Source organism: Desulfobacter latus, assembly GCF_013389365.1.
GTDB classification, from domain to species: Bacteria; Desulfobacterota; Desulfobacteria; order Desulfobacterales; family Desulfobacteraceae; genus Desulfobacter; species Desulfobacter latus.
Genome location: NZ_JACADJ010000003.1, coordinates 76,723 through 96,099, shown reverse-complemented (window position 1 = coordinate 96,099; position 19,377 = coordinate 76,723). Strand labels below are relative to the sequence as shown.

Here is a 19,377-nt window from a genome sequence, read left to right as displayed (position 1 = left end):
AAATTTTAATTTCTAATTGGAGACTGTTTCGATAGATCAAAAATTTATCTTATAAAAATCGGTTAAGATAAGCAAGCAGGAACCTGTGTCAACCAGCAATTCTAAAACCTAGGTTACAAACCGGTGTAGTCATGATAAACTAAGGTGTTTTAATTTAAGAGTATAGGAATTTCCAGCACCCAGCACCCAGTACCCAGTACCCAGTACCCAGTACCCAGCACCCAGCACCCAGCACCTAACAGCCCGCCCAAAGGGCGCTAATTTAAAAAGAATAAAGAGGTTTTTTCTGTGAAATCAAAAGCCCTTGAAGTCAACCTTTCAGATACCCGCGCAGACGTCTCCATTGATGACCGGTATCTTCTGCTTCTTGAATTTTTTGAAGGATATGTCGGTATTGTCAATCGCCTGGAAATTTTTTTAAAGGAATTATCCCATCCGTACCGGAACTGGACCTTTATTGTCAATGAATCCCGGCATTTCTCCCTTCAATATTTTCATTTGTACATCAGCGAACCCGATGGGCGAAAGGTCCTTGATCTGCTCTGTGACATTTTTAATTCAGCATTTGAATCCGTATCTGATTCTGAAATCAAATCCAATGTTGCGGATAATCTTATGCAGATTCTGCATTATATCGCCAAATCCGGCACACAAGGCGTTGACGTATTCTATGCCACACTGATCCATGAAATCGAACGTATTTCAGCGTTTCGGGATTCTGATTTTTTCTTTTTTGTCTGCGCCTATTACCAGCCCGACGCCTTAGTCAAGCGGATGATACAAACAGATGCGCTCCCGGACCACCCCAATTTACGATCCGCCTTAAATAAATTTTTAATTCGCTTTTTTGACGCCTCTTTTGCATTCTGGCTTCGTCAGGATGATCCTGTGGTCTGGATGAAAAACAATATAGATGAGTGGCGGGGCGGGCCGGATATACTCACGCTTTTAGAGCCGGTAACCCGGGAGCGAATTGAAGAACAGAAACAGGCGTTAGCGCGGATAAAAGCGATGCCGTCCGATGACATGAACGCCTTATCCGCCCTCATGGAACTGACCGGACACAGAGATTATGTCAAACGGTTCAGGGACATACCCCGGCGGATTTTTTCCCAGGCCCCGGAAAAGACCTATGGAAAATATGTGAAGCTGACGTTTCTATTTTATATTATTCATTCACCCGGGCTTTCGATCATACACCGGGAAGCATTGGGTGATATTCACCGCACCCTGATCACCCTGATCGGGGAACGGGGGGATTATAAAAAAGATATGGTCATTGTTGACCAGACCTTTGCCCTGCTCAAAGAACACAAAGGCCGGTACCCGGAAACCGTGCTGGAATGCATCCATAAAATCGGGGATGCCGTATACAATACCGATGAAATCGAGCTGATCAATCATTTCATTGACCGATCCGTGGACCATGGGTTTCAGTTCCCGGATATCTCAGGAACCGGAGAAGACTGGCAGATCAAATGCAATGTGGCTCATGTGAAAAATATCCGGGTATTCCTAACCCTGGTGGCCAAACATCCGAAAAAATCCAAACGCCTGCTGTCCGCGCTGATCAGTTCATTGGCCATAGGCGGCGTGTTTATCCGGGACACGGATCTGTTTCCCCGGGACATTACCACATTTCTCAACGCGGACATCGCACCGGTATATAATCTGGTCAAACAACTGGCCCGGCTCCTGCCCACCTTTTTCAATGAGATCGGCGCAGAAGGAGAGCTTCGGGATATCTCCACCCGCCTGGATGAGTTGGTCTTCCGCAGGGACCGGCTGATCCACTTCTTACGCAAACAAAGCCACGTGGAAAGCTCATCAAGAATCTTGGACTTTATCCGGGAAGTGATGGTGTTCTGGAAAACCCTGGATAAAACACCCCTTAAAACGTATCTGCCGCCGTCCATCTATGAGAATATCCCAACCAGCGGAAAATACATAGACGGGCCCCATGCCGTTTTCCGCACCCTGGCAATGAACAAGCTGAAAACGCCGGCTGATTTTCTTGCCGTCCCCAAAGCCGACATTGAAGCCGTTATTGACAAGGCGGAAGAGACAACAGACCTGGACAGAGAACGGGTTAAACTGCTGATTCGTTTCCATGCCCTGCTCAATGAAAAATACGGCATTGAAAACCTGGATCTTGAAAGTTATGTCAACACCCATATATCCCAGGGTCTGCCCGACCCCCGAAACATCCTCCATGCCCTTGGCGAAACCGATCTGGAAAACCGAATCGGCGGACTTTTGGGCTATATGGCAGAACTTAAAAATATTATTTTGTCCAAGGAAAAATTTGCTGTAAACGAAACCATTTACCATAAGCGTCATATTGCCGTTGACATCCCGTCCATGTACGGGTCATACAGTGAGGCCAAATTTGATGCCCTGGGCATGACCTTAAGACTTGAAAGCGTCATCAATGTACTGTTCGAGGATTTGATCAACAGCATTGACCTGCGATTGATCACCAAACCCACGTTTGTAAAAATATTTTCCGTTCTGAAACTTTTCCGCCAGGCCCTGGCCCTGGACGGCATTATATCCAACAAGCTGGATACCCAGCTTGAATTCTTAAAATACGCCATTAATATCACCACCTGCTCCTTTACCCAGTACCTGGACATTTTCAAGGGATTTAACAGGGCGGTTGCCGATGCGGTAAACGACCATTTCCACAACCTGCACAGTCTGAATCTGAGCAACCTGGACAACCGCATCGGCCGGGAAAACATACTTGAAAAATACCTGCCGGAAGGGTTTGATTCCGCCACCAATATTCCCAACACACCGGCTGCCGTCAAAATGGCCAAAAAAATGGATCAGCGGATGGCGGATATTTTTTTCCGGGACCGGATTGCCACATCCCTTGGACTCCAGCAGCTGGATGTATTTTTAAACCGGATTTTAAACACCCTGTTCCGCCAGTCTGAGCGCCTGAGCCAGGATGAACTGTCAGCCCTTCTCAACTACGATCCAAAGGCAGCCATCTGCTCCATTGATGCCGGGGGGCTGTTCAGCAACAATATCATTTATCTGGGCAACAAAGGGTTGAATCTCATAGAACTTAAGCGTCTGGGGATTCAGGTACCCAACGGGTTCATCATCACAACCGAGGTGTTCAAGTGTCTGGATCTGATTGATAACTATATTCCGGCATCCAACAATTTCCGGCGGTTGGTGACCCATATGCTTACCCAGCTTGAAAAAACCGAGGGTAAAAAATTCGGGGACCCGGACAATCCTTTGCTGCTGTCTATCCGGTCGGGATCGTCCATTTCACAGCCGGGCATGCTGGATTCATTTTTAAACGTAGGCATTAATGAACAGATCGCTGAAAAGCTGGCGAAAAAATCGGGAAATCCCTGGTTTGCATGGGACTCATACCGCAGATTTATCCAGGCCTACGGCATGGTTTACGGCATCCAGAGGGACCGGTTTGATGACATTATCAAACGCCATAAGGAAACGGCCGCCATCAAATTCAAACGCTATTTTACAGGTGCGCAGATGCGCGACGTGGCCCTGGCGTACAAGCAACATTTGCTGGACCAGGGTATAAAAATCGTGGAATCTCCCATGGACCAGTTATTTTTATCCATTAAAAAGGTATTTTCGTCCTGGAACTCCAAGCGGGCCAAAAGCTACCGCAATATCATGGGGATTTCCAATGACTGGGGCACGGCCGCGACCGTTCAGGCCATGGTGTTCGGCAACCGGTCCAGGGAATCCGGGTCCGGGGTAGTGTTCACCCACAGTCCCAAACTGCCCGGCGACGCCATCCGGCTGTGGGGAGATTTTACCATTGGCAACCAGGGGGAAGATGTGGTATCCGGGTTAGTGAAAACCCTGCCCATATCCGAACTTCAACGGGAGTTGGAAGGCAGGGACGTCAAGATCAGTCTGGAAGAGCGGTTTCCTCTTGTTTATGAAAAATTGAAAACCATTGTCCTGCAGTTGATTTACGAGGAAGGGTGGAATCCCCAGGAAATGGAATTTGCCTTTCAGGGACCAAAGGGCGAAGATGTGTTTATTCTCCAGGCCAGGGACCTGTCTTTACGGGACAGAAAAAAAGTCAAACGGTTTGATGCGCCACCGGACAAGCTTGAAAAAATCCGGTTGGGCCAGGGCGTCGGTGTATCCGGCGGCGCCATGAGCGGCAGAATCGTATTCTCCCTGGAAGAGATCGACAGCTTCAGGCGGCTGGATCCGGATACCAGCCTGATTTTGCTTCGCAATGACACCGTGCCCGATGATATTCTGGAAATTGATGCGGCAGACGGTATTTTAACGGCCAGAGGGGGACTGACCTCCCACGCCGCCGTGGTGACATACAATCTTGACAAAACCTGTGTGGTGGGGTGTAAAAATCTGATCTGCAACGAAGAACAAGGCGTTTGTGAGCTCAATGGTGTGAAAATGAATACAGGGGATTTCATCAGCCTGGACGGCCAGAAAGGCATCGTCTACCAGGGACAGATGAAAATCAGCAACCATTTAACCTCAATCTAATAAAGGGCAAAGCAAATATGAATACAGACACATCAAAGATCCTGGGCATCAATGGACTTGGAAGAATTGGAAAGCTGACGTTATGGCACCATGTCGGCAGAAAATTTTTCGATGAAATCGTCATCAATGTGGGCAGAGAGGTCGGTACCGGTATGGATGATCTCGTCCATTACATTGAACGGGATTCCACATACGGCCGCCTGGAGGCATTTTTACACGGCTCCAGGGCAGAATCTGTTATAACGGATGTTGATCCCGAGTCCGGTACCCTTGTGGTGAATGGGGTAAAAATAAAGATACTGTCCACAGACCGCAATCCAAAAGATATCGCATGGGCGGATAATAATGTGGAACTGGTGGTGGATACCACGGGCCAGTTTCTTGACCCGAATCTCGAATCAGACGCGCCCAAGGGTTCCATCCGGGGACACCTTGAGGCAGGTGTCAGGAAAGTCATTGCCTCGGCACCCTTTAAATTGAAACAAGGTGCCGTGATTCCTGATGATGCCGTTACCACGGTCATGGGCATAAACGATAAAGACTATGACCCTGTGCGCCACTGTCTGATTTCCAATGCATCCTGCACCACCACCTGTCTTGCCCACATGATCAAGCCGTTGCTGGATGCCTTTGGTGTAAATCGTCTGCTGTCCGCATCCATGGCCACGGTTCATGCGGCCACCGGCTCACAGCAAGTGCTGGACCGGCTGCCCCAAGCCGGAAAAACCGATCTGAGAAAAAACCGGTCCATCATGAATAACATCATCTTGACCACCACCGGTGCGGCCAAGGCCTTGCAACAGGTTATCCCGGAAATGGCCAATATCGGTTTCATTGCCGAGTCCGTGCGTATCCCCACCGCCACCGGATCTTTGATTATTCTGGTGATCAACCTGCAGGAAGAACTGGACAAACCGCCGGTCAAAAGGGAGCTGATCAACCGGATATATGAAGACACGGCCAAGAAACAGGCCGACGGTTATCTGATCTTCACGGACAAACAGAATGTCTCGTCGGATATCATTGGTACCCCCAGGGCGGCCGCGGTCATCGAAGGCCATGAAACCCATACCCGCACGGCGTGTCTTTCCATTGACCTGGCGCACATGCAGGGCCTTGACAAAGAAATGCTGGAAAATATCAACGATCGTGTCTGCGCCATCCAGGTCACCCAGGCCGTTATTTATGGCTGGTATGACAATGAAATGGCATCTTACGTAAACATGCTGGGAGACAGAACCGTAACCGTGGCCGAGTCCATGGGATAAGGAACTCGGAAAAATCTATCGGTAATCTTTATAATTGATATTGTACCGGGCTGCCTTATAGGAAAATTTTCTGACTGTGATGTTGATCAGTTTGGCAGCCTTGTTAATATTGCCCCGGGTATTTTTCAGGGCATCCATGAGGATTTCCTTTTCAAGGCTTGCCACGGCATCCTCAAGGGACAAGGGAAGGGTCTTGGATTTGGTACCGGTCTGAAGGGTTGCCGGCAGGTGGTAGGAGTGAATGGCGCCTTCATTGCACAGAATCACGGCCCGTTCAATGCAGTTTTCAAGCTCCCGGACATTGCCCGGCCAATGGTATTCCATCATCATGTCAATGGCCGGTGTGGTGATGCGCTTAATCTCCTTGCCATGCTCTTTTCTGTATTTTTCCAGAAAATGATCGGCCAGAAGAATAATGTCTGTTTTGCGCATGCGAAGGCTGGGGATGTAAATGGGAAATACATTGAGCCGGAAATAGAGATCATCCCTGAATTTGCCTTGCTGGACCTCCTCCTCCAGGTTGGCGTTGGTGGCGGCCACGATTCTGACATCCGTTTTGATGGGCTTGTACCCGCCCACCCGCTCAAATTCCTTTTCCTGGAGTACCCGTAAAAGTTTGACCTGGGCTCCCAGTTCCATGTTACCGATCTCGTCCAGAAAAATGGTGCCCGTATTGGCGATCTCAAATTTACCTTTTTTGGTGGCGGATGCCCCGGTAAATGCCCCTTTTTCATGGCCGAACAGCTCACTTTCAATGAGATTGTCGGGAATGGCCGCGCAGTTGATCTTGATAAAGGGATTCTGGTTGCGTTCTGAGTTGTAATGGATGGAATTGGCCACCAGTTCCTTGCCTGTACCGCTTTCACCGCGGATCAACACGGTTGCGGAAGAGGATGATACCTGGGAGATCATCTGGAGCACTTCACGCATTTTATTGGAATTACCAATGATATTGGAAAAACTGTACTTGTTCTCCAGCTCTGATTTCAGCCGCAGGTTTTCGGTTTTCAGCTGCTCTTTTTCCACCCGGATGGTTTCAATGTTGATGACGTGATGGGCAACCATGGTTGCCACCACGGAGAGCAGTTTTTCACCATTTTCAAGGGAACGTTTGCCTTCATAGGGCCGGTCCGCACTGATGGCACCCACCACGCGGCTCTCTTTTTTTATGGGTACGCAGATAAAGGAATAGTCTTGCCCCTGGGTCAGATTCCTGGAATGGGTTTTATCCAGGAATAAAGGCTCTTCGCTGATTCTCGGCACCACGGCAGGTTTACCGGTCTGGATCACTTGACCGATGATGCCTTCTCCGGGCAGGTATTTGATCTGTTTGGTTTTATCTTTGGAAATGCCGTGGGCCATTTCAATGCGGATTTCCCCGGTTTCAGTATTTGTTAGAAAAATAATACCCCTTACAAGGTTCAGGGATTCAGACAGCACACTTAACACCTTGAACAGGGATTTTTTCATGTCCATGTGCTTGTTTAATGATTGGCTGATTTCGTATAACAGAGATGTTTCTTCAATGGACTTCATAAGGGGGGTTTCCGCATCAATATTTTTGCTTTTATTTTCATTAAAACTATTGTTTCTGCAGTAACTAAAATTACTTAATGCAAATACCGCTTTATGGCGTAAAAATCAAATAAAAAAATACAATTTTGAATTTTTTAATGTTTTATAAATGATACCCACACCTGACAAATTTGAGATTATTCATCTTGATTTTCTAATATGCTGATGGAATAATGCCCAATGCAATTTTAAGGTACTTTCAAATTAAAACCACGAAGTTCACGAAGAACACGAAGTTTAGAACGCTAATATCTTCGTGAACTTCGTGTTCTTCGTGGTAAAATAAAAGACACCAATAATATTATGACCGGCATAAAGCATATTCTGGTGCTTGGCGGCTGCAGGAGCGGCAAAAGCGGTTTTGCCAAGCAGGCCGCAGATCATATGGCCCGGGACAAAAAAATTTATCTGGCCACCTCTGTACCCACGGACAGGGAAATGAAAGAACGGGTTAAACACCACCAGGAGGATCGCGGCCCTGACTGGGCAACCATTGAAGAACCCATACGCATCCATGAGACCATTGACCGGGCCTGTGTCCAGGCAAAGGTGATTCTGGTGGACTGCCTGACCCTTTGGGTCTCCAACCTTTTGCTCCAGGAAACAAATGAGGCCGGTATCATGGCGGCGGTGGACCGGCTTATGGACGCGTTAAACCGGTCAACCTGCCCTGTGATTCTGGTTTCCAATGAAGTGGGCTATGGGATCGTTCCTGAAAACAGCCTGGCACGACAGTTCAGGGATATGGCAGGGCTTGTCAACCAGCGGGTGGCCCGGGCCGTTGACGAGGTTGTTGTGAGCATGGCCGGTATCCCGGTCCGGATCAAACCGAACCCAATCCAGCCGGGCCGGATTTCAGGGAACGGCGAACCTCAATGACCCGGACGGATCCCCCCGGTTTTTTTGCAGACTTACGGGCTTGCATGGCCTTTATTACCATTCTGCCCACGGGAAAACACCCGGTATATTCTCCTGTGGGCATGATCCGCTTCTTCCCCGTGGTGGGGCTGATCATCGGCGCCCTTCTGGTGATCACCGATGTTCCGGCCTCCATGCTCTGGCCGGCACCGGCCGCAGCCCTTGTTGATCTCATTTTCCTGGTGGCCGTGACCGGGGCCTTTCACCTGGACGGGCTTGGGGATACTGCAGACGGAATGTTCAGCCATCGGGGCCGGGAGCGGGCCCTTGAAATCATGAAAGATTCCAGAACCGGCATGATGGGACTGGTTGCCGTTGTTCTGGGTCTGGCTTTAAAACTTGCCGGAATCTGGTCGGTGAAAACCAATTGTTCTCCGGTTCAGGCCATGGCCATATTTTTCCTGGTGCCCTCTTTTTCCAGAGCCTCCATGATATTCGGCGTAAAATACCTCAATTACGGCAGAAAAGGCAAAGGTACGGGCAAGGATCTATTCGACCGCCCGCTTAATTCAAAAGATTTTTACCTGTGCCTGATCCCGTTGGGGTTTTCGCTGTTTCTGGGGTATAAGGGCCTCTTATTGATTTCAGGCTTTGCCCTGGGCTGTGTTGCGATTTTAAAATTTTACAAACAGAAAATGAACTGCATCACCGGAGATATGCTGGGTGCCATGACCGAAGTGATGGAAGCCTGGTTGTTCATGGTTGCCGGCATGAATATTTTATAAGAAACTAGAGACAAGATACAAGAAACAAGAAGGTGAAGCGCCTGCGGCGCCCATTTAAGGCCCATGTGCGTTTTAAAAAAAGGATTATGAATGGCCAAGAAAAAAACAGTGCCGAAAAATAATAAAAATTTTGAAGAGTCCCTGTGGGATTCGGCAAACCGTCTGCGGGGAAGCGTCGAATCTGCCGAATACAAGCACGTTGTCCTGAGTTTGATTTTCCTCAAGTTCGTTTCCGATAAATTTGAAGCGCGCCGGGCGGATCTCATTGCAGAGGGTCAGGAAAAATACATCGACATGGTGGAGTTCTACACCATGAAGAATGTCTTTTATCTGCCGGAAACCTCCCGCTGGCGTTATATCCAGCAGCACGCCAAGCAGGACGACATCGCCATCAAGATCGATTCCGCCCTGGCAGCGGTGGAAAAAAGCAACGCCTCCCTCAAAGGGGCGCTGCCGGACAACTACTTCTCCCGCCTGGGGCTGGACGGCAGCAAGCTCTCCGCCCTCATTGATGCCATCAACAACATAGATACCGTGCAGGACAAACAAGAGGACGTGGTGGGGCGGGTCTATGAGTATTTCTTAGGCAAGTTTGCCGCAGCCGAAGGTAAACTGGGGGGCGAGTTTTACACCCCCAAATGTGTGGTCAATCTCATTGCCGAGATGATCGAGCCCTATAAAGGCAAAATCTACGACCCCTGCTGCGGTTCCGGCGGTATGTTTGTCCAGTCCCTCAAGTTTGTGAAAAGCCACCACGGCAACACCAAAAACATCTCGGTCTACGGGCAGGAATACACCTCCACCACCTACAAGCTGGCCAAAATGAATCTGGCGGTACGCGGGATTTCGGCAAATTTAGGGGAAGTCCCTGCCGACACCTTTTTCAAGGATCAGCATCCTGATTTAAAGGCGGACTACATCATGGCCAATCCGCCCTTTAACATGAAGAAATGGCGGGCAGCCAACGAGCTCACCGACGATTCAAGGTGGGATGGGTATGAAACCCCGCCCGTGGGCAATGCCAATTACGCCTGGATTCTCCACATGGTCTCCAAACTGTCGGATCGTGGTGTGGCAGGCTTTGTCCTGGCCAATGGGTCCATGTCCACCAACACCAAAGGCGAAGGATTGATCCGTCAGAAACTGGTGGAGAATGACCTGGTGGACTGCATGGTGGCCCTGCCGGGTCAGCTCTTCTACACCACCCAGATTCCTGTTTGTCTCTGGTTTCTCACCAAAGCCAAAAAAGCCGACAGCGAGCGGGGGTTCCGCAGCCGTGAGGGGGAGACGCTCTTCATTGATGCCCGGAAGATCGGCGAGATGATCAGCCGAAAGCAAAAAGAGCTTACCCATGAAGATATTGACACCATCGCCGGGACCTATCACTCATGGCGGCATGATCCCGGGAACGCGGGCGTCCCGCCCGCCAATGCAGGCGAGACGCCTGCGCTCCCAGGTTACGAAGACCAGGCCGGATATTGCAAATCCGCCACCCTGGAAGAGATCCGGAAGAACGATTATGTACTCACCCCCGGACGCTATGTCGGCGCACCGCCCCTGGAAGATGACGGCATACCCTTTGAAACCAAGATGACCGAGATGAGCCGAACCCTCTATGCACAGATGGCAGAATCTGCAAAGCTGGATGCGGTGATTCGGGAGAATTTGGAGGTGTTGGGGTATGGAGAATGAATGGATTATCACAAAAATTGATGATCTAAAAGCTGACTCGAAAGGTTCAATTGCAATCGGGCCATTTGGGTCACGCATGAAAAGTGATTGTTATGTTGATAGTGGTATTCCAGTGATTCGCGGTACGAATATTACGGGTGGACCGAACTTTGAAGGAGAGTTTGTTTACATAACAGAAGAGAAAGCCGATACATTAGGTTCGAGTAATGTTTATCAAGATGACTTGATTTTTCCTCATAGGGGTGCAATTGGAGAAGTCGGTATTCTATTGTATGATAAACGCTTTGTTTTATCATCAAGTTTGATGAAAATAACATGCGATCCCCAAAAAGCATTTCCAAAATATCTTTACTATTTTTTTAAAAGTCATATTGGTAAGCATGAATTGCTAAAAAACGCTTCCCAGGTTGGAACCCCTGGAATTGGACAGCCTCTTACATCATTAAGAAATATTGAACTCAATTTACCGCCTCTCTCAGAACAAAAAACAATAGCCCACACCCTTGGCTCATTAGACAACAAAATCGAACTAAACCGCCAGATGAACGCCACCCTGGAAGGCATGGCCCAAGCCCTCTTCAAAAGCTGGTTTGTAGACTTCGATCCGGTGATCGACAATGCCCTCGCCGCCGGAAACCCGATCCCCGAAGCGTTCGCCGCCCGTGCGGAAACCCGCCGCAAAGCCCTTGCCCACGGGAGTGCCAATCGTGAGGTTGCCAAGCAGTTTCCCGCAGCGTTTCAATTCACGGAAGAGATGGGGTGGATTCCAGAGGGATGGGAGATTTCTCAGCTTCACACCTTAATTGATTTAATCGGAGGTGGAACGCCTAAGACCTCAGTTGATGAATATTGGAATGGGAGTATTCCATGGTTTTCTGTTGTTGATGCCCCAAACAACTCGGATGTTTTCGTGATTGACACAGACAAAAAGATAACCGAGTTGGGGTTAGAACAATCATCAACAAAAATATTACGTGAAGGTTCAACAATTATAAGTGCAAGAGGCACCGTCGGTAAATGTGCTTTAGTCGGTAAAGAAATGGCAATGAATCAATCTTGCTACGGTATTCATGGAGCAAACGGCATTGCTGATATATACACTTACTATACAATTCGGCAGTTTGTGTCAGATTTGCAACATCGGGGACACGGATCAGTTTTCAATACCATTACGAGAGATACCTTTCAAAGTATATATGTGCCATTTGGAAAAGTAGAATTGACACGTAAGTTTGACCAAGACGTAAATCCATTGCTGAAGCGTATTCGTTTCAATTTATGTCACAACACAGAATTAACCAATCTCCGCGACACCCTACTCCCCAAACTCATCTCCGGCGAGATCCGCATTCCCGAAGCTGAAAAAATCACAGAGGAAGCCTTGGCATGAAACCTACCGACATCCAACCCAATGCAACACCTGAATACACCCACTGGCTCCAGGAAATTAAAGCCAAAATCAAACAGGCACAGGTTCGTGCAGCTCTTGCAGCCAGTCGGGAATTGATTTTGTTTTATTGGGATCTGGGAAAATCCATCTCCAAGACGCTTCAGGAAAACACCTGGGGAAATAAGGTGATTGATCAGCTGTCAAAGGACTTGGCTTCAGAATTTCCCGCCATCAAGGGATTTTCCAGACGCAATCTTTACTATGTGAAGAAATTTTATGAATTCTTTTCAAGTTTTTCAGATTCAGAAGTAATTGTGCCCCGAGACGGGGCACAATTGGAAAATGACATCGAGCCGCAGCCCAAGGAACAAATGGCTCCCCTGATCATTAACCTGATTGGAAGTCATTTGCCATGGAGTCATATCAAAATCATCCTGGATAAAGTCAAAGATCATCGGGAAACCCTCTTCTATATCCATGAAACCATTGAAAACGGCTGGAGCCGGGATACCCTGGCATTGCAGATCAAGTCAAATCTCTACTCCCGGCAGGGTATGGCGATTACCAACTTCAAAACGACCCTTCCGGAACCTCAGTCCGATCTGGCTCAGCAGAGCATGAAAGATCCTTACTGCTTTGATTTTCTGACTCTCACAACGCCCTACAACGAACGTGATATCGAAAACCAGCTGATCAGCCACATCACAAAATTCTTACTGGAACTGGGAAAAGGATTTGCCTTTGTCGGACGGCAGTATCACCTGGAAGTCGGAGAGAGTGATTACTATCTGGATCTACTGTTTTATCATATCAAATTAAAGTGTTACGTCGTTGTTGAGCTGAAAAACACAAAGTTTATTCCTGAGTATGCCGGGAAACTTAATTTTTATCTGTCTGCGGTGGACAGCTTACTCAAATCAGAAGCAGATAATCCAACCATCGGGATACTGCTCTGCCGGGACAAAAACAAAATCGAAACGGAATTTGCTCTGCGAGATATCAACAAACCCATGGGGGTGAGTGAATTCACCTTGACCGAAACGCTACCGGAGAACCTAAAAGGCAGCCTACCTACCATAGAAGAAATTGAATCTGATCTACAAGGCCTTGAACCAGAGAGTGAGTGATATGAAATTCACCGAAGCGAAATTAGAATCAGCTATTATCGAACTTTTCGGAGAAATGGGGTATCCTCATCTGTTGGGAGAAAATATTGATCGGCAGCCGGACGAGGTGTTGATCAAGAATGATCTACGGGCGTTTCTCTCCCGGCAGTATGCAGCGGACGGCATCACACCCGGTGAAATCGAGTCGGTGATTCGACAGTTGGAGGCGTATTCATCATCAGATCTCTACGAGAGCAACAAGGCCATCATGAAGCTGGTCTCGGATGGCTTTCTGCTCAAGCGGGAAGACCGTGACCAAAAAGATCTCTATGTGCAGTTGATCGACTATGCCGCCTTGATTGCATTCCGAAAACCAAAGGCGGGTGAGGTGCCCGAAATCGTGGCGGAGGAACACGCAGCATATGATACGGACACCAGGGCCAACATCTTCAAAATGGTGAATCAGCTGGAGATCACCGGCCATGAAAAACGGATACCGGACGGGATTCTCTACATCAACGGGCTGCCTCTGGTGGTGTTTGAGTTCAAGAGCGCCATCCGGGAAGACGCCACCATTCACGATGCCTTCACTCAATTGACGGTGCGCTACCGGCGCGACATTCCGGAACTCTTCAAATACAATGCCTTCTGCGTCATCAGCGACGGCGTGAACAACAAGGCCGGGTCATTTTTTGCCGCATATGAATTTTTCTACGCATGGCGCAAAACCGACGGAAGCGACCTCATCGAGAAAGACGGTATTGACTCCCTTTACTCCATGATCCATGGCCTGTTCCACCCCGTCCGCCTTTGTGATGTGATCCGCAACTTTATCTTTCTGCCGGACACCTCCCGGAGAGAAGAGAAGATTCTTTGCCGCTATCCCCAATACTACGCCGCCACCAAGCTCTATCAAAACATCCTCAATCACATCAGGCCCGAAGGCGACGGTAAGGGCGGCACCTACTTCGGGGCTACAGGCTGCGGGAAAAGCTATACCATGCTCTTTTTGACGCGCCTCTTGATGAAGAGTGTGGCCCTGTCCAGTCCCACCATTGTGCTGATCACCGATCGCACTGATTTGGATGATCAGCTTTCAGGGCTCTTCACTGGGGCCAAGGGCTATATCGGGGATGAAACCGTGATCAGCGTGGAGCGCCGGGACCATCTGCGGGCGTTGCTCAAAGGGCGCAACAGCGGCGGGGTGTTTCTCACCACCATTCACAAGTTTACCGAGAGCATTTCGCTTTTGACCGAGCGAAGCAACGTGATCTGTATTTCAGACGAAGCCCACCGCAGCCAGATCAACCTTGATCAAAAGGTGAGGGTCACGGCACAAGGGGTAAAGCGCACCTTCGGGTTTGCCAAGTACCTCCACGACGCCCTGCCCAATGCCACCTATGTGGGGTTCACCGGAACACCTGTGGATGCCACACTGGATGTCTTCGGCGAGGTGGTGGATGCCTACACCATGACCGAATCGGTGGCAGATGAGATCACAGTGCGCATTGTTTACGAGGGACGGGCAGCCAAGGTGGTGCTGGACAACAGCAAACTGGAAGAGATTGAAGCCTACTACGCCCAGTGTGAGGAAGAAGGGGCTGGCGACTACGCCATTGATGCCAGCAAGCGGGCCAACCTCCACATGAACGCCATCCTGGGAGATCCCGACCGCCTGAAAGTATTGGCAGCCGATTTTGTCAATCACTACGAGGCCCGGATTGAAGAGGGCGCCACCGTTGCCGGAAAGGCCATGTTTGTCTGCAAAAACCGCCCCATTGCCTATGCCTTGTACAAGGAAGTGATCGCCCTTGGTCCGGAATGGGCTAAAGTGAAGTTATGCGCCCATGGCGAGACCCTGACCCAAAGAGAGCAAAAAGAGATCATGCCCATGGCGCGCATCAAACTGGTGATGACCCGTGGAAAAGATGACGACCCCGACCTCTACAAAATGCTGGGAACCAAAGCAGACAGAAAAGCGCTGGACCGACAGTTCAAAAAAGCCAAGTCCAATTTCAAGATTGCCATTGTGGTGGATATGTGGCTTACCGGCTTTGATGTTCCCTTCCTGGATACCATGTATATCGACAAACCGGTTCAGCGCCACAGCCTGATTCAGACCATCTCCAGGGTAAACCGAAAATACCTTCACAAGGAAAAAGGGCTGATCGTCGATTATATCGGCATCAAGAAGCAGATGAACCTGGCCCTGGCCCACTATGCCAAGACAGATACCACCAATTTCGAAGACATCAGGCAGTCCGTTGGCGTGGTAAAGGATCATCTCGATTTGATGCAGGCAATTTTTTATAAATTCGATACCACGCCCTATTTCTCCGGCGAGCCCAGCCAACAACTCCACTGCCTCAATATGGCGGCTGAGTTGATCCAGCAGACCGACAAGCTGGAAAAACGCTTTATGGCCCTGTCCAAGCGAATGAAAGCCGCCTACGACATCTGCGTGGGAAGTGATCAGTTCACCCGGAACGAACGGGACCGATTCCACTTCTACATGGCGCTGCGGTCCATCATCTTCAAGCTCACCAAAGGCAATGCACCGGATCTCTCCCGGATGAACGTCAGGGTGCGGCAGATGATCTCCGATGCGTTAAAAAGTGATGGCGTGGAAGAGATTTTCAAAATGGGGCAGGGAGACACCACAACGGTGGATATCTTTAATCCGGATTACCTGGAGAAAATCGACAAGATCAAACTGCCCAACACCAAATTCAAGATGCTTCAGAAGCTGCTTTCCAAGGCCATTGATGAATTCAAGAAAGTGAATAAGCTCAAGGGGGTGGATTTTGCTGAAAAGTTCAAATCCCTGGTGGAGCGATACAACGACCGGAGCGAACAGGATGTCCTCAGAAGTGAGGTTTTGGAAGATTTCACCGATGAGATCATTGACCTCTACCACGCCATCAGAAAAGAGCGGGAATCCTTCGCCGGTATGGGCATTGATTTTGAAGAAAAAGCCTTTTATGACATCCTGAAAGCCCTCACCATCAAGTACGATTTTGAATACCCGGCGGATCAGCTCATCACGCTTGCCCAAGCGGTGAAGGTCATTGTCGATGACAAGGCCAAATATACCGACTGGAGCCAACGCGATGATATCAAGGCGGAGCTGAAGGTGGATCTCATTATTTTGCTGGCAAAGCATGGATATCCGCCGGTGGATCGGGATGAGGTGTATAAAGAGATCTTTGAGCAGGCGGAAAATTTTAAGAGGAATAAATGATTCAAGGCCACGGCGGAAATAAGCAGCAGCTTGCAGACCGTATCGGATGCAGGATTGAGGATATCATTGACATGAGTGCCAACCTCAATCCCCTGGGGCCGCCGAAACGAATCCACACTTTTATCCGGGAAAACATTCACCTGATTCATGCCCTTCCCGAACCGGATGCCGCCGGTATGTCAAAAGGGTTTGCAGACTATTACGGTATTGATCCCGGCTGTGTGATCGCCGGCAACGGCACCACCTTTTTCATCTATACCCTGCCCCTGGCCCTGGGGGCAAAAAAGGCCCTGATCCTGGGTCCGGCCTACGCCGACTATGAAGATGCCTGTGCAGCCCATCATGTAAAGACCCGTCACTGTTTGACCCTTGCCGAAAACAATTTTGTTCCGGATCTGGATCAGTTATCCGATAAAGCCGAACAGGCAGACCTGGTGTTTATCTGCAACCCGAACAATCCCACAGGCGCCCTGATTACCAAACAGGATCTGGAAACACTGATTCGCCGCCACACGAACACCTGTTTTGTGGTGGATGAATCCTATCTGCCCTTTGTACCGGATGCAGAAGCGTTTTCCCTTGTAACGCAGACCCACCTGCCCAACCTTGTGGTACTCTCCTCCATGTCTAAAATTTTCAGGATTCCGGGATTGCGCACAGGTTTCTTAAGCGGGGCCAAGGTCTTGATCCGAAAGGTCATGGCCCATTACCAGCCCTGGAGCGTCAATGCCCTGGCCCAGGCCGTGATCAAAAATATTTACGATCACCCGGGTGACATTTTGCCCTTTTACCGGCAGACCCGGGAATTCATTATTAAGGAACGCCGGGCTTTTGTCCATGCCCTGGCTGAAATAGACGGCATCCGGCTTTTTGATACACCGGTTTATTTTGTATTGGCCCGGCTGGACCGGATCTTAGCCCCAGAGCTGTGCCGCCGGGTGGGAAATGAGGGATTCCTGATCCGGGACTGCGCCAATTTCAAAGGGCTGTCCGACCGGTTTGTCCGGTTTTCTCTGAAAACAAATAAAATCAATCTGGCCCTGGCCCAAAGCATCAAAACCGCCCTGGCCCGGGAACAGGAATAGCCATGCTTTTTGATGTAACCTGGCAAATTATAGCGGCTGCCTTTATCCTGGATATCCTGGCCGGAGATCCGGCATGGCTGCCCCATCCCATCATCTGGATGGGCCGGGCCATTTCATTTTTTGAACCTGAATTTCGAAAACGGATTGAAACCCCATTCCGGGCAGGCCTTTTCTTTGCCCTTTGCTTGATTGCCACAGCCTTTGGCCTGACCTGGGCTGTTGTTTTTATAGTGGGCCGGATTCATCCGGGTGCGGCCGCCGGTATCCAGGCCATACTGATTTTTTACAGTTTTTCCAATAAAAGCCTGTACCAGGCCGCCATGGCGGTATTTAAGCCCCTGGCCAGGGGCGACCTGACCCAGGCCAAGATCAAGGTGGGGTATATTGTGGGACGCCAAACCAAAGACCTGGATGCGGCGGGCGTCACCCGGGCCGCCTGTGAAAGCGTGGCGGAAAATTTCGTGGACGGATTTCTGTCGCCTTTGTGTTTTGCCCTGGTGCTCGGTGCCCCGGGTGCCATGATGTATAAGATGATCAACACCCTGGATTCCATGGTGGGGTATAAAAACAACACCTATATCCTGTTCGGCAGGGCGGCGGCCCGCATTGATGATGTGGCCAACTATATCCCGGCCCGGCTCTCCATCGCCATGATTGCGTCGGCCGCAGCCATGCTTTCCCTGTCCCGGGGCAGGCAGGCGCTTTCCACGGCACTGACCCAGGGCCGCAATCACAAAAGCCCCAACGCCGGATTCCCCGAGGCCGCCTTTGCGGGAGCACTGGGCGTCCGGTTCGGCGGTTCCAATATCTATCATGGCAAGCGGGTGGACAAACCCTATATCGGCGGTGCGTTCAATAACCCCAAACCTGCCCACATTCAAAAGGCCTGTGAGTTAATGATGCTGTCGGCCCTTGTTTCCGTGGTATTGGGGTCTCTTTTGGCCTGGGGGCTGTTTTATTAATATGATGCAAAGACCTTTCAGACTAGGCACGACCTCTTTTATCTATCCGGATCACATTATTCCCAATGTCCAAAAAATCGGGGCCTTTTTTGACGAGATTGAACTGCTGGTATTTGAAAGTAAACCCGAAGCGGTGATTCCCTCCCGGAACAATGTAAAGGAATTGGCGGAACTGTCCCGGGACCTGGACCTGACCTATAATGTCCACCTGCCCACGGATATCAATTTAAGCGCACCGGAGCTGCGGCTGCGCCGGGACGCCGCAGACACCCTGAAACGGGTGATTGAACGATTTTCCATTGCGCCTGTCACACGCTTCACCCTTCATCTGGAAATGGATAAACCCATGCCGTCACAGGCCGGCATTGAGGCCTGGCAAAACAATACTCGACAGGGACTTGAATTGCTGTTGCCGGCCTTGGAAGATCCGGCAATGGTGGGCGTAGAAACCCTGTGGTATCCCCCATATCTTTTCAAAGATCTGGTGAACGAATTCGGCCTGTCCGTCTGTGCCGACCTTGGCCACCATATCAAATACGGGTATGACATACACCGTACCTTTGAACTGTTCGGCCCAAAAATCAATTTGATCCACCTCCACGGCGTGGATACACGCCTTAAGCCCCCCAAAGACCACATCGGCCTTGATAAAACGGCACCCGGCGAGTTCAGGAAAATCATGGACCCCTTAAAACACTACACAGGAACCGTCTGTCTGGAGGTTTTTAACCTTGCCGACCTGCAAGCGTCCCTGGCGGCACTGGCCCAAACGTTTAAAAACATTGTAATAGGTGTTGAAAAACCCGCACAAAGACACTAAAACACAAAGCGTTTATTCGGTTGACCCTTTGTGCCTTTGAGGCTTTGTGCGAGAATATAATTTTTTTCCGAGTC

12 protein-coding genes are annotated in these 19,377 nt (G+C 49.6%); 11 read left to right on the top strand and 1 reads right to left on the bottom strand.

Annotated elements, in window-relative coordinates; translation table 11 throughout:
- Positions 1-288 precede the first annotated feature (288 nt).
- Together HXW94_RS20050 and HXW94_RS01520 are read left to right on the top strand one after the other, a co-directional pair.
- Positions 289-4,521, top strand: coding sequence for a PEP/pyruvate-binding domain-containing protein (locus HXW94_RS20050; RefSeq protein WP_178365140.1), 4,233 nt, complete (start codon positions 289-291; stop codon positions 4,519-4,521).
- A 17-nt stretch (positions 4,522-4,538) separates the two neighbouring features.
- Positions 4,539-5,789, top strand: coding sequence for a type I glyceraldehyde-3-phosphate dehydrogenase (locus tag HXW94_RS01520; protein ID WP_178365139.1), 1,251 nt, complete (start codon positions 4,539-4,541; stop codon positions 5,787-5,789).
- A gap of 15 nt (positions 5,790-5,804) precedes the next feature.
- Here HXW94_RS01520 and HXW94_RS01515 read toward each other — a convergent pair whose 3' ends face one another.
- Positions 5,805-7,325: a sigma-54 interaction domain-containing protein gene (locus HXW94_RS01515; protein WP_178365138.1), complete on the bottom strand. Its 1,521-nt coding sequence runs from the start codon at positions 7,323-7,325 to the stop codon at positions 5,805-5,807.
- 342 nt (positions 7,326-7,667) lie between these two features.
- Here HXW94_RS01515 and cobU point away from each other — a divergent pair, with 342 nt between their 5' ends.
- From cobU to cbiR, 9 genes are all read left to right on the top strand, one after another.
- Entirely contained in the window at positions 7,668-8,243 is a 576-nt protein-coding gene (cobU, locus tag HXW94_RS01510) for a bifunctional adenosylcobinamide kinase/adenosylcobinamide-phosphate guanylyltransferase (RefSeq protein ID WP_178365137.1), read from the top strand.
- Positions 8,240-9,007: an adenosylcobinamide-GDP ribazoletransferase gene (locus HXW94_RS01505; RefSeq protein ID WP_178365136.1), complete on the top strand. Its 768-nt coding sequence runs from the start codon at positions 8,240-8,242 to the stop codon at positions 9,005-9,007. The genes cobU and HXW94_RS01505 overlap by 4 nt, the downstream gene beginning before the upstream one ends.
- A gap of 90 nt (positions 9,008-9,097) precedes the next feature.
- On the top strand, positions 9,098-10,699 hold the full coding sequence (locus tag HXW94_RS01500) for a type I restriction-modification system subunit M (RefSeq protein WP_178365135.1): 1,602 nt from the start codon (positions 9,098-9,100) through the stop codon (positions 10,697-10,699).
- Complete coding sequence (locus HXW94_RS01495) at positions 10,689-12,089, top strand: restriction endonuclease subunit S (RefSeq protein WP_178365134.1); 1,401 nt, start codon at positions 10,689-10,691, stop codon at positions 12,087-12,089. The genes HXW94_RS01500 and HXW94_RS01495 overlap by 11 nt, the downstream gene beginning before the upstream one ends.
- Positions 12,086-13,216 carry a PDDEXK nuclease domain-containing protein gene (locus tag HXW94_RS01490; RefSeq protein WP_178365133.1) on the top strand — a complete coding sequence of 377 codons (1,131 nt, stop codon included), beginning with the start codon at positions 12,086-12,088 and terminating at the stop codon, positions 13,214-13,216. Before HXW94_RS01495 ends, HXW94_RS01490 begins: the two co-directional genes overlap by 4 nt.
- Before the next feature lies 1 nt (position 13,217).
- Entirely contained in the window at positions 13,218-16,436 is a 3,219-nt protein-coding gene (locus HXW94_RS01485) for a type I restriction endonuclease subunit R (protein ID WP_178365132.1), read from the top strand.
- On the top strand, positions 16,433-17,521 hold the full coding sequence (locus HXW94_RS01480; RefSeq protein ID WP_178365131.1) for a threonine-phosphate decarboxylase: 1,089 nt from the start codon (positions 16,433-16,435) through the stop codon (positions 17,519-17,521). Before HXW94_RS01485 ends, HXW94_RS01480 begins: the two co-directional genes overlap by 4 nt.
- 2 nt (positions 17,522-17,523) lie before the next feature.
- On the top strand, positions 17,524-18,483 hold the full coding sequence (cbiB, locus tag HXW94_RS01475; protein WP_178365130.1) for an adenosylcobinamide-phosphate synthase CbiB: 960 nt from the start codon (positions 17,524-17,526) through the stop codon (positions 18,481-18,483).
- A 1-nt stretch (position 18,484) separates the two neighbouring features.
- A complete protein-coding gene (gene cbiR / locus HXW94_RS01470; RefSeq protein WP_178365129.1) occupies positions 18,485-19,303 on the top strand; it encodes a cobamide remodeling phosphodiesterase CbiR in 819 nt (272 codons plus the stop codon).
- The last annotated feature ends 74 nt before the right edge of the window (positions 19,304-19,377 follow it).